The organism is Nocardioides sp. zg-1228, from assembly GCF_017086465.1.
Lineage (GTDB): Bacteria > Actinomycetota > Actinomycetes > Propionibacteriales > Nocardioidaceae > Nocardioides.
This window is the reverse complement of record NZ_CP070961.1, coordinates 1,095,436-1,107,423: the sequence shown is the minus strand read 5'-3', so window position 1 is coordinate 1,107,423 and position 11,988 is coordinate 1,095,436. Positions and strand designations below refer to the sequence as shown.

Annotated in this window: 13 protein-coding genes; 7 read left to right on the top strand and 6 right to left on the bottom strand. The window is 74.2% G+C overall.

The features are described 5' to 3' along the window. Window positions 1–23: 23 nt before the first annotated feature. The 4 genes from JX575_RS05270 to JX575_RS05255 form a co-directional block, all read right to left on the bottom strand. Window positions 24–944, bottom strand: coding sequence for a glycosyltransferase family 2 protein (locus JX575_RS05270; RefSeq protein ID WP_186341429.1), 921 nt, complete (start codon window positions 942–944; stop codon window positions 24–26). Beyond that, complete coding sequence (locus JX575_RS05265) at window positions 941–1,870, bottom strand: glycosyltransferase (protein ID WP_241005343.1); 930 nt, start codon at window positions 1,868–1,870, stop codon at window positions 941–943. The genes JX575_RS05270 and JX575_RS05265 overlap by 4 nt, the downstream gene beginning before the upstream one ends. 31 nt (window positions 1,871–1,901) lie before the next feature. After that, window positions 1,902–3,479 carry an LCP family protein gene (locus JX575_RS05260; protein WP_186341428.1) on the bottom strand — a complete coding sequence of 526 codons (1,578 nt, stop codon included), beginning with the start codon at window positions 3,477–3,479 and terminating at the stop codon, window positions 1,902–1,904. A gap of 110 nt (window positions 3,480–3,589) precedes the next feature. Continuing rightward, entirely contained in the window at window positions 3,590–4,114 is a 525-nt protein-coding gene (locus tag JX575_RS05255; protein WP_186341427.1) for an acyl-CoA thioesterase, read from the bottom strand. Window positions 4,115–4,139: 25 nt separating this feature from the next. Between JX575_RS05255 and JX575_RS05250 the strand changes: the two genes are divergently transcribed. From JX575_RS05250 to JX575_RS05225, 6 genes are all read left to right on the top strand, one after another. Continuing rightward, complete coding sequence (locus JX575_RS05250) at window positions 4,140–5,342, top strand: LCP family protein (protein ID WP_186341426.1); 1,203 nt, start codon at window positions 4,140–4,142, stop codon at window positions 5,340–5,342. A 155-nt stretch (window positions 5,343–5,497) separates the two neighbouring features. Continuing rightward, window positions 5,498–6,247, top strand: coding sequence for a PadR family transcriptional regulator (locus JX575_RS05245; RefSeq protein ID WP_186341425.1), 750 nt, complete (start codon window positions 5,498–5,500; stop codon window positions 6,245–6,247). Continuing rightward, complete coding sequence (locus JX575_RS05240) at window positions 6,244–6,684, top strand: DUF1707 domain-containing protein (protein WP_186341424.1); 441 nt, start codon at window positions 6,244–6,246, stop codon at window positions 6,682–6,684. The genes JX575_RS05245 and JX575_RS05240 overlap by 4 nt, the downstream gene beginning before the upstream one ends. A gap of 42 nt (window positions 6,685–6,726) precedes the next feature. Beyond that, on the top strand, window positions 6,727–7,284 hold the full coding sequence (locus tag JX575_RS05235; protein ID WP_186341423.1) for a hypothetical protein: 558 nt from the start codon (window positions 6,727–6,729) through the stop codon (window positions 7,282–7,284). A 62-nt stretch (window positions 7,285–7,346) separates the two neighbouring features. Beyond that, complete coding sequence (locus tag JX575_RS05230) at window positions 7,347–8,075, top strand: YcnI family protein (protein WP_186341422.1); 729 nt, start codon at window positions 7,347–7,349, stop codon at window positions 8,073–8,075. A 53-nt stretch (window positions 8,076–8,128) separates the two neighbouring features. Beyond that, window positions 8,129–9,760: a copper resistance protein CopC gene (locus JX575_RS05225; protein WP_186341421.1), complete on the top strand. Its 1,632-nt coding sequence runs from the start codon at window positions 8,129–8,131 to the stop codon at window positions 9,758–9,760. Here JX575_RS05225 and JX575_RS05220 read toward each other — a convergent pair. Further along, window positions 9,738–10,628: a hypothetical protein gene (locus JX575_RS05220; protein ID WP_186341420.1), complete on the bottom strand. Its 891-nt coding sequence runs from the start codon at window positions 10,626–10,628 to the stop codon at window positions 9,738–9,740. The two genes, JX575_RS05225 and JX575_RS05220, sit on opposite strands and share 23 nt — an antisense overlap. Then, entirely contained in the window at window positions 10,625–11,395 is a 771-nt protein-coding gene (locus tag JX575_RS05215) for a dienelactone hydrolase family protein (protein ID WP_241005342.1), read from the bottom strand. Before JX575_RS05215 ends, JX575_RS05220 begins: the two co-directional genes overlap by 4 nt. Before the next feature lie 104 nt (window positions 11,396–11,499). Between JX575_RS05215 and JX575_RS05210 the strand changes: the two genes are divergently transcribed. Continuing rightward, a complete protein-coding gene (locus JX575_RS05210) occupies window positions 11,500–11,937 on the top strand; it encodes a pyridoxamine 5'-phosphate oxidase family protein (protein ID WP_186341419.1) in 438 nt (145 codons plus the stop codon). The last annotated feature ends 51 nt before the right edge of the window (window positions 11,938–11,988 follow it).

Sequence of the window (11,988 nt, the reverse complement as noted above, 5' to 3'; positions counted from 1 at the left end):
TGGGTGAGAAACGCGGGGTGAGTCTATCGAGGGGGGCGGGCGGAGGCCGTCAGGCGGCGCATGCCTCGCGCGGACGCCATGGCGCGGGTCACGTTGCGGGCCTCGGCCCGGCCGCCGCGCACCGGGCTGAGCAGCACGACCACGGCCGTGATCAGCCAGGGCTTGAGCCGCACGAGGACGTTCTCCCCGTGGCGCAGGTGCACCACGAAGAGGTTGCGGTACATGTAGAAGCCCTTCCAGCCCGACAGGTCGTGCTGCTGGTTGAAGTCGAGCTGGCGCACCAGCACGGCGTCGCGGACCGCCCAGATGCGGTGGCCCGCGCGGCGTGCACGCACGGCGTACTCGGCGTCGTCGTAGAAGATGAAGAACGACGGGTCGGGGAACCCGATCTCCTCGATCACCCGGCGCCGCGCCATGAAGCCCTCGAAGGCCACGTTGTGGACCTCGACCAGCTCGGGCATCGACGCGCGGTCGGCGTAGGTGCTGTCGACCGAGGCGCGCTTGGGCTTGATGGCGAGCGGGTTGCGCAGGTCGAAGTCGACGGCGGCCTTCTCGACCAGGGCCCCGGTGCGGTCCTCGCGGACCGCGATCAGGCAGTCCTCGTCCACGGCCATCAGCGCCTCGAGACAGCCGGGGGCGGGCACGACGTCGTCGTCCATCAGCCACACGCGGTCCCAGCCCGCGTCGTACGCCGCCCGCACCCCGAGGTGGAAGCCGCCGGCCCCGCCGAGGTTGTCGTCGCTGTGGGTGACGTGGAGCGGGAGGTCGGTGCGCGCCTGCAGCACCTCGCGGGTGTGGTCGGTGCTGGCGTTGTCGACCACGATGACGGCGTCGGGACGCCGTGTCTGGGCGGCCAGGCCGTCGAGCATCCCGACGAGCAGGTCGGCGCGGTTGTAGGTGACCACGACGACCGCCACTGTCTCCGGTGCGGCCGGGGTGGTCACGACAAGAACCTCCGGTGGCCGTCGAAGTCGCCGGCGATGCCCGCGCGCATCGCCGAGGCGCTGAGCCGCAGCCGCGACAGGCTGGGCCGGGTGAAGGTGTAGAACCACGCCGTCTTCACCACGAACGCCAGCGCGTGGAGGGGCCCGCGGTAGTCGCGCAGGTTGACCAGGTTGTTGCGGGCCATGCAGTAGTGCTTGAGGTCGCTCGGCGAGTCGTTGTAGGTCGTGCGACCGAACATCATCGGGGTGCCGAGGTTGCCGACGCTGGGGTGGCGGACCGTGGCGGTGACGACCGTGGCCACCCGGGCACCCGACTCCTCGGCGCGCAGGCGGTACTCGTGGTCGTCGCCCCAGATGAAGAACTCCTCGCGGGGCAGGCCGATCCGGTCGACGAGCTCCTTGGTCACCAGGACGCCGTTGAAGGGGATGACGATCCCGTCGATGCGGTCGGCCCGCGCGGCGCGGCGGACGTCGTCGACGGCGTGCACGACGCGGGTGCCGCCGGGCAGCCGGATCGGGAACACCAGGCGCTCGGGGTCGGCCTCGTCGACCACGAGCGGGCCCCAGAAGTCGAGGTTGCCCGCCTGGTCCAGCAGGTGGTCGAGGCAGTCGAGGTCGGGCAGGCCGTCGTCGTCCATCAGCCAGACCAGGTCGGCGTCGCGGTCGATCGCCCACGCCAGGCCGTCGTGGAAGCCGCCGGCGCCGCCGCGGTTGGTCGTCAGCGTGCGCGCGCTCAGCGGGATCTCGCCGGTGGTGGGACGGGCGGCGAGCCACTCCCCCGTGCCGTCGGTGGAGGCGTTGTCGACCACCAGCACCTCGGCCACCCCGTCGACCTGGCCGAGCCGCGCGACGAGCCGCTCGAGCAGCGGCAGGCGGTTGAAGGTGACCACGACCGCGACGATGCGAGGCAGCGGTCCGGTGGTCACGGCCTACACCCTAGGGGCGGGCGGTGCGCGCTCAGCAAACCGCGCCCAGGTCCTCCGACTGGTTGGCGGCGTAGCCGGTCGACAGCGAGCCGAGGGACCCGCCGGTGACGGCCGGCGGCGGGGTCGGGGTCACCGTCTCGGCGGGCTCGGTCTCGGCGGGCTCGGTGTCGGCGGCCGGCTCGTCCCCGGTCGGCTCTTCCGGGCCCCCGGCGTCGCCGCCCGCGGGGGCGGCCTCGGCGGTGTCGGAGTCGTCGGCGGGGTCCGGCTGGGTCGGGCTCGCCGGTGCCCGGCCCTCGGCCTTGGCGATCGCGGCGGCGACCTTGGCGTGGACCAGCTCGATGTCCGGGTCGGCGGTGTTGATCATCGGCGGCACCAGCGAGAGGGTGGCGATCTTCTGGCTCTTCGCCTTGAGCGCGAGGTCGACGAACCGGTCGACCTCCCCGCGCGGGAGGTCGGTGGAGACCATCGCCGAGCTGGCCCCGGCGATCGCCTCGAAGTTGCGCAGGGCCGCCTGCGGGCTGACCTGCTGCAGCATCGCGCTCATCACGCACTTCTGCCGCGCCATGCGCGAGTAGTCGTCCGAGCCCTCGCGCGCCCGGGCGAACCAGAGCGTGTCGTGCCCGTCGAGCGTGCGCTTTCCGGGCTCGATGTAGTGGAAGGTCTTCTCGTGCGGCAGGCCGACCGGGATCGGCTGGCGGACGTTGAGCTCGACGCCGCCGACCGCGTCGACCAGGTCCTTGAAGCCCTCGAGGTTGACCATCGCCCAGTAGTTGATGTCGAGGCCGGTGATCCCCTCGACACCCTGGACGGTGGCGTCGACGCCCGGGTTCTTCGAGCCCTTGAACAGCTCGGCGTGGTCGAGCGCCCACGTCGCGAGGCCGTTGAGGTACATCCCCTCCACGTCGAAGCCGTCGGGGAACTGCTCGTCCATCACCGAGCCCTCGGCGAAGGGGAAGTTCTGCATGTTGCGGGGCAGGGAGATCAGGACGGTCTTGCCGGTCTCGGCGTCGATGCTGGCCACCGTCATCGCGTCGGGGCGAAGGCCCCAGCGCCCGGCGCCGGAGTCGCCGCCCAGCAGCAGGACGTTGTAACGGCCGTGGCTGGCGCCGACGGCCGAGCCCTCGCCGAACATCGAGATCATGAACTGGCGCTGGACGCCCACCATGTGGGCACCGAAGAGCAGCGCCCCGGCGACGCTGAAGCACAGGAAGCCGTTGACGCCGACGACGGCGAGGCGGTGCTGGCGCTGCAGCGTCAGCGGCTGGCCCAGGCGCCACGCGTCGACGAGCAGGTAGGCCCACCCGACGGCCAGCGCCATCAGGACCAGGCGCAGCAGCTGGAGGAAGGTGGTGCTGGTGCCGGCGCTGAACGCGAGCCCGTGCCAGAAGTACGCCGTCACCGCCCCGAGCACGCCTGCGACCAGCAGCACGAGCCAGGTCCACATCGCGATGCGACCCACCCGGCGGTTGCCGGACACGAGCTGGGCCGACCCCGGCAGGACCAGCGTCATCAGCATGAGCGTCACTGCGCGTCGGAACCGCACGCGCTGGGCGCGGTCGAGCGTGGTGAATCGCGGCTGCGGCGACCCGGAGGGGGTGGCGGGCGGCATCGAAGGGCCTCTCTGCTGGGGGAAGTCAGCCCGCCCAGTATCACCAGTCACACCCGTCACACCGGCCCGCGACGCGCCGTGGCCGCGGGTGCGATCGGGTCACAGCCGGCTCAGTCCTCGCGGCCCTCGTCGATCTCGGCCTTGCGGGCCAGCCGGTGCGCGCGCCGGATCTCGGCCTCCCGCTGACGTCGTACGTCGCTGGGCGTCTCGGTCTCCAGCGGCGGCACGGGACGTGGGTGCCCGTCCTCGTCGATGGCGACGAAGACGAAGTAGGCGCTGGCGACGTGGACCGGCTCGTCGCCGGCGTTGCCCCACGGCTGCGCCTCGACGCGCACGCCGATCTCCATCGACGACGTGCCGGCCCAGTTGACCTGCGCATAGGTCTTGATGATGTCGCCGACGTGCACCGGGGCCAGGAAGGTCATCTCGTCCATCGCGGCCGTGACCGCCGGCCCCCCGCTGTGCCGGTGCGCGACGGCCCCCGCGGTGGAGTCGGCGAGCTTCATGATCTCCCCGCCGTGGACGTTGCCCAGCAGGTTGGCCTCGCTCGCGTGGGCCATGATGCCGAGGCTGACGCGGCTGTAGGAGGTGGGTCGCGCCGCGCCGGGGACCGCTCGCTCGATGCGCTCGCTCATGCGTCGCACGGTAGCGTCTTCGCCCATGGCTGATCGTCCGCAGGGCTCCGGGGTGCCCGAGAAGGGAACACCCGAGTACGACTGGCTCTACGGGAGCCAGTCGTCCACGCCGCCGAGCGACGCCACGCAGCGGATGGAGGCGCAGCAGCCCTCGCGGGCCCGCGCCGACGAGACCCGGGTGATGCCGGTGGCGCGTCGTGAGGCACGCGGCTCGGGCGGCTCACCCCCCGGCCCGGCGCGAACGCCCGCCGCGGCCCCGGCGCCGCGGCCGAAGCGGCGCCGCTGGCGCCCGCGCCTCGCGATGATCCCCCTCGTGCTGGTCCTGCTGCTGGTCTACCTGCTCGGCATCCCGCTCTACCAGTGGACCCGGATCGAGAAGGTCGACGCGATCCCCGCCGGCGACCGGCCCGCCGACCAGCCCGGCACCAACTACCTCATCGTCGGCTCCGACAAGGCCGACGACCTCTCCGACGCGCAGCGCAAGGCGCTGCAGACGGGCCCGCGCGGCGGCACCAACACCGACACGATCATCGTGCTGCACACCGGCCCGGGCGGTCGCACGATGATGTCGATCCCGCGCGACACCCTCGCCGAGATCCCCGGCCACGGCACGCAGATGATCAACGCCGCCTTCGCGATCGACGGCCCGCCGCTGCTGGTGGCCACCGTGGAGCAGCTGACCGGCATCCACGTCGACCACTACGTCGAGCTCGGCTTCGGCAGCGTCATCAACACCGTCGACGCCTTCGGCGGGGTCGAGATCTGCCCGACGCAGGACATGAAGGACCCGATGGCCCGCCTCGACATCTCCAAGGGCTGCCAGGAGGTCGACGGCCTGACCGCGCTCGCCTACTCACGCTCGCGCCACGTCACCGCGCTCAGCGACCTCGACCGGGTCGCCCGGCAGCGCGAGGTGATCAGCGCGCTGGGCGACGAGGCGCTCTCGCCGTGGACCTTCCTCAACCCCGTGCGCTACTGGCGCATCACCGACGCGGCCGCCGACGCGATCCGGATCGACGAGGAGATGAACCCCCTCGACCTCGGCCGGTTCGCCCTCGCCATGACCGGCAAGAGCCAGACCTGCACGATGCCCAACCTGCCCGCGCCCAGCGACCCCAACCGCATCATCGCCGACCCCGACCGGGCCCCCGCCCTCTTCGACGCGATCATCGAGGGCACGTCGGTGCCCCAGCAGGCCTGCACACCGACCGGTCGCGCGCGCTCGTAGGCGCGGGGCGCCCTGCGCGCCCGTTCGTGCTCGGACCTTGTCGGGTCCCTGAACTCGGCGTACGCTCGCGATATATCGCGATACGTCACCGATAGATCACGACGTACCGCTCCGACGCAGACACCGATCACCGTCACTCATCCGAGGAGCACCCCATGGGACACCACTGGCCCGGCGCCGACTGGCCCGGCGACGACGACACCGCCCAGCCCGACGACCACGCCACCTCCAACGACACCCCCGGCGACCACCCCGGCGCGCGCGACTACCGGCGCCCGGGCGCCCAGGACTGGGCCAGCTGGGGCAGCGCATTCACCGGCGCCCGCGGCCGCCGCGCCGGCGGCCCGCCGCCGTGGCTCGGCGAGATCTTCGGCTTCGCCTCTGCTCCGCAGCGCCCGCAGCAGCGCGGCCCGCGGGTGCGTCGCGGCGACGTGCGCACGGCGATCATCGACGTGCTGCACCGCGCCCGCAAGGCCGAGGAGCCGATCAACGGCTACCAGGTGATCCAGGAGATCGCCGAGCTCAGCCACGGCGAGTGGCGCCCCTCCCCCGGCTCGGTCTACCCGACCATCCAGCAGCTGCAGGACGAGGGCCTCGTCGAGGCCGACGACGCCCGCGGCCGTCGCACCATCCGGCTCACCGACGCCGGCGTCGCCTGGGCCGAGGACAACGGCAGCGAGCTCGCCGCCGTCTGGGCCCCCTTCACCCCCACCCAGGAGACCGCTCCCGAGCAGCCGTCCGGGCACGCCGACATCAAGAGCGAGATCGGGCAGGTGGTCAGCGCCGTGTGGCAGCTCGCCACCCAGGGCTCGGACCAGCAGAGGAAGGCGGCGCTCGACGTCCTCGTCGACACGCGCCGCAGGCTCTACGGCATCCTCGCCGACGGGCGGGACGGCGAGCGATGACTGCGCCCGACCCTCGGGTGCGCATCGCCGACAGCGACCGGGAGCGGGCGATGGCCGACCTGGCCCTGCACTACACCGACGGCCGGCTCGACCACGAGGAGTACGACGAGCGGCTCGACGCGATCTGGACGGCGCGCACCCGGGCCGACCTGGCCGTCCTGTTCAGCGACCTGCCGCGGCTGCCGGCGCCGCACCCGACCCGCGCTCCGGCGTCCACCGCACGCACGGCCCGCGCACGCACGGCCGGCCCCCGCTTCCGCGTCCCGTTGCTGCCGGTGCTGGTGATACTCCTCGCGCTGAGCGTGCTCCTCGAGGCGCCGCTGTTCCTGCTGATCTTCCCGGTGATGTGGTTCGCGCACCGGCGCCGCGGCCCGGCGCACCAGCGCCGCCACGGGCACACCGACTACCGGCGTCCGGGGCGTTCGCACGGGTGGTGAGCCGATCCCCCACCGGGGACGCGGCTCTGCCATCATGACCGCGTGGAATGGGAGGCGAGGCTCGCGCACGCACGTGCGCCCCACGCCCTCCCCCGCGCCCTGACGGCGACGGTCGCGACCGTCACCGGGGCTGCCGCCGCCCACACCTGGGCCGGCGGCACCGTCCCCACCGGTCCCGGCCTCGCGCTCGTCGCCGGCGTCGTCCTCGGCGCCAGCCTGCTGGTCTTCCGCCGCGGCGTGCCCGGCTGGGCGCTGCTCCCCGCGGTGGCCGCCGCCCAGCTCGGCGTGCACCAGTCCTTCGGCCTGGTCGGCCACCACCACTCCGACGCCGTGCCCGCCCACGCGCACCCCGCCGTCGCCGCGACCTCTGGCTGGTCGTGGCAGATGCTCGCCGCGCACGTGTTCGTCGCCGTGCTGGTGGCGGCGCTGTGGTGGGCCGGGCGCCGCGCCGCGTCGTATGCCGTACACCTGCGGGCCCGGTCCGCGCCGCCGGTCGCCGTCCGGCTGGTCCGCCCGGCCGAGCCGCCGGCGCACTCGACCCCCGTCCTCCTGCTCGTCCCGCCCCGGCGCGGGCCGCCCCCGGCGGTCCTGTCCGCCTGAGCCCGGTCCGGGCTCGGGTGGTCGACACGACCCCCAGACCCGCACCACATCCCAGGAGAGACATGTCCATCCGTACCCTCGCGCGCCTCGGCGTGCTCCCGGCCGCCACGGCAGCCGTCGCCCTCTCGCTCGTCCAGCCCGCCGGCGCCCACGTCACGGCGACGCCGTCGACCGCGGCCGCGGGCTCCTACTCCATCGTCACGTTCAGCGTCGGCCACGGCTGCGAGGGCTCGCCCACGCGCAGGCTCGAGATCCAGCTCCCGGAGTCGGTGCTGTCGGCGACCCCGACCCGCCACCCCCTCTACGACGTCGAGGTCGTGCGCGACGAGCTCGACGAGCCGCTCACCGACAGCCACGGCAACGAGGTGACCGAGCGGGTCGGCTCCATCGTCTACACGGCCCGCACCCCCCTCCCCGAGGGCCAGCGCGACGCGTTCGAGCTGTCCTTCCAGGTGCCCGACACCGAGGGCGAGGTGCTCGCCTTCCCGACCGTCCAGACCTGCCAGAAGGGCGAGACCGGCTGGACCCAGGTCCCCGCCGACGGCCAGGACCCCGACGAGCTCGAGAGCCCGGCCCCGTCGTTCGAGGTGCTGCCCGCCGAGGGAGGCGGCCACGGCGCGGCCGCCGAGCCGGCCGCCGACGCGGACGACACCGACTCCGATGACGACCCGGTCGCCGACGACGCGGACGACGACGGCTCGTCCGCCCTCGGCTGGGCGGGCCTCGTCGCCGGGCTGCTGGGCCTCGCCGCCGGCGGTCTCGCGCTGGCCAGGACGCGCACCACCACGTGACCACGTCGGCGCGACCGGCGCGGCGCCGCCCGGCCCTCTCCCTGGGGTCACGGGTGGGCGCCGTGCTGGTCGCGCTCGCGCTCGTCGTGCTCGGCGCGGCCCCCGCGTCGGCGCACGCCGAGCTGGTCGACAGCGACCCCGCCGAGGGGGCGGTCGTCGAGACGGCGCCCGAGGTGGTGACGCTCACCTTCAACGAGCCGGTGCGGCTGACCGCGCAGGAGATCGCGGTCTACGACGCCGCCGGCGAGCCCGTCGAGGCGACCGCCGGCGCGAGCGGCACCGAGGTCACCGTCGAGCTGCCGGGCGCCGCCGACCTCGCCGACGGCAGCTACGTCGTGTCGTGGAACGTGCTGTCCGGCGACGGCCACCCCGTCGCCGGGGCGCTGACGTTCTCGGTGGGCGCGCCCAGCGCCTCCGTGTCCGCGCCGCCGGAGGCAGAGACGTCGTCGGCCGCCGTGACCGTGCTGCGCGACGTCCTGAGCATCGTGACGCTGGTGGGGCTCCTGCTCGCGGCGGGACTCGCCCTCTTCGTCGCACAGGTGCTCCCCCGGACGTGGCCGGGCACCACCACGCGGGCCCGGCTGCGCCGGCTGATGACGTACGCCGCCGCCGCGGGCGCCGTGGGCGCGGTGCTGCAGGTCCCGGTGGCCGCGGTCTACGGTCAGGGCCTCGAGCTCACCGACGTCGCCTCCGCGCTCGACCCCGGCCTCGTCGTCAACGAGGTGCTCGGCGCGGTGCTGGTCGTCGTGGGGATGGGACTGCTCGTCCGGACGACCACCGACTCCCCGCCGAGCCGGGCCGGCGGCGCACTCCTGGTCGGGGCCGCCGTGCTGGCACTGGCGGGCCCCTCGCTCGTCGGCCACACCCGCGCCTTCGCGCCGACGCCGCTGCTCGTCGCGGCCGACGTCCTCCACCTCGTCGCCGGAGCCACCTGGCTCGGCGGCCTCGTCGGCCTGGCCCTCAGCCTGCGCGCCCTGGCCGGGCGCGAGGTGGTCGCGGCGGCCACGCTGGCACGCTTCTCCTCCCTGGCCGCCGGCGTGCTGCTCGCCGTCGCCGCGACGGGGACGCTGCTCGGCTGGCGGATCCTCGGCTCGTGGGGCGCCCTGGTCGCGACCCGCTACGGCTGGCTGCTGCTGGCCAAGGTGGGGGTCGCGCTGCTCGTCGCGGCGCTCGGCGGCTGGAACCGGTGGCGGACGCTCCCCGCGGTCACCCGCGCCGTGGGCTTCGGCGACCGCGAGCGGGCCGCCGCCGCCGTGACCCGCACGGTGCGGGTGGAGGCGGCGCTGCTGGTCGTCCTGCTCGCCATCACCGGCGTCCTCGTCAACCAGTCGCCGCGGGCGGCCTCGGTCGCCCCGGTGTCCGGCACGACCGGCGTCGGCACGGCCACCGCGGGCGACCTCCGCGTGCTCGCCGTGCTGGACCCACGTCGCACGGGCCCCAACACCCTGCTCGTGCAGGTGCAGGACGCCGCGGGCGAGCCGTACGACCCGCCCGTCAACCCCGTCGTCGAGATGCGCACCGACGGCCTCGACATCGGCACGGTGACGGTCACGCCGATCGCCGCCGGCACCTACCGGGGCGAGGTCGTGGTGCCCCGGGCCGGCGAGTGGGAGGTGCAGGTCAGCGTCGCGCTGAGCCCCTTCGACAACCCGGTGACGACGCTCAGGCTGACCGTGCGACCGTGAGCTCGACCGGCACCGTGTGCAGGAAGCCGTCCACGCGCACCTGGGCGAACAGCCGGTAGTCGCCCGGCTCCGGGATCTCGGCGTGGAAGGTCAGCTCCGAGCCGTCCTCGGTGACGTCGGGGGCGGCGAGCGGGTGCAGGTGCACCATCGCCCCGCTCTCGCGGTGGAAGCCGGTGACGTGGCTGTAGGCGCCGAGGTAGGTGCCCAGCTCCACCGGTCTCCCCTCCGCGTCGCGCACGACGAGCCGGAGCTCGCCGTCGCGCCCCGCGACGGGCGCCTGGGAGACCGCGACCGTGACGGCCCGGTCCTCCGCCGCGGTGTCGCCCGGGTCGCCCTCGGGCAGCGCCAGCCTCCTGCCCAGCACGACGTGGTCGCCGTTGCCGCCCTCGTCGACGGCGACGAACTCGGCGATCACCCGGTAGCCGCCGGCGTCGGGCACGTCGAACGGCGCTCGCCAGGTGCCGTCGTCGCCGCGCGCGGGGTGCAGGTGACGGAACACGGTGAGGTCGTCGTCGACGACGTAGAGGTGCAGCTCCTTGGTGAGCTCCTCGACGAACTCGGTGACCGGCTCGCCCCGGTGGTCCTCGATCCGGAAGCGCAGCTCGCCGATGCCGCCGTCCCGCTCGCGCACCCGCACGCCGGTGAGCGAGTAGCCCACCTCGCTCGCCCGGGTGCCGTCGCCGACGGCCAGTGACGTGTGGCCCTGGCCGGGCGCATGGGTGTGGTCCTCCTCGACCTGCCCGTCGCGACCGTCCCCGTCGCCGCCGCTGCACCCGGCCAGCACGGCGGCCGTGAGCGCACCGGCCACGGCCAACGGGAGGCGGAGCCGGAGGCGGGGCGGGCGGGCAGGGCGGACGACCGGGGTCATGGGACGACCATCCCCCGCGGGTCCGGTGCGCCGAGGGCGGTGTCGAGCAGCGACCGGAGGCTGGCGAAGTGGCGCTCACAGGACTCCTCGTCGTACATCGAGGTGTCGGCCATGGCGTAGCCGTGGGGGCCCGGGAAGACCTCGTTGCGCGCCGTCAGCCCGGCCTCGGCGAGGGCGGCGCCGAGGGCCGCGACGGCCTCGGGCGGCATCGATGCGTCGTCGGAGGCGTGCCCGAAGGCGAACGCCGCCCGAGCGGTGCGCAGCGCGAGGTGGGGACTGTCGGGTGCGTCGGTCACCAGGCCGGCGCCGTGCCAGCCGCCCACGGCGACGACGCCGGGGTCCATCCCGGCCGCGCGCACGGCGATGCGCGCACCCATGCAGTAGCCGGTGGCCCCCACCTCCTCGCCCCGCGTCTCGGGGAGGGAGCGCAGCGCGGCGAGGTAGGCCGGCAGGTCGCGGGCGACCAGGTCGGGCGTGAGCGCGCGGACCCGCTCCATCGCGGCGGGCATGAAGGCCTCGCGGGCTCCGGGCTCGCGCAGGTCTCCCCGCGGCGCGAGCTCGGCCGCGGTCCCCGCGCGGTGGAACACGTGCGGGGCCAGGACCGTGTAGCCCCAGGAGGCGATCCGGTCGGCCATCTCCTCGATCCGCGGCCGGAGGCCGATCGCGTCGACGACGAACAGGACGCCCGGGGCGGGCGCGCCACCGGGCGCGGTCGCGAGGTAGGCCTCGGCCTCGCCGTCGGGCGTGGTCAGCATGAGGGTCGGCACGCCCCGAGGCTAGCCACCGGTGCCACCCCGTCGGCGCCACCCCGTCGGGGAAAGAGGTCCAAGGGCCCTGTGCAATCGCGCCGCACCCGCCGTACGGTCCGGGTATGGATGAGCCGATCACCCGCATGGACACCGAGGAGTGCTGGGAGTTCCTGCGCACTCACGAGCTCGGCAGGCTGGCCCACCACCTGGCCGACGAGGTGCACATCACCCCGATCAACTACGCCGTCGACCACGACCCGGCCACGGGTCGCCGGAGCCTGCTGTTCCGCACCGCCGAGGGCTCCAAGCTGCTGGGCGTCGTGATGAACCCCGACGTCGCCTTCGAGGTCGACGAGATCGTGGGCGACCAGGCGACGAGCATCGTGATGCGCGGGCGCGCGCGCAAGCTCGAGGAGGACGAGGAGCACCGGGCCGAGAACGTCCCCCTCCGGCCGTGGGTGAGCACCGAGAAGTGGAACGTCGTCGAGATCGACGTCACCGAGATCAACGGCCGCCGCTTCGAGCTCTCCCGTCCCTGGCAGCACATGCTCACGGACTGACCGGACCGCGTCCTCGTCCACTCTCCGCACGGACCGGCACCTTGCTGCGCT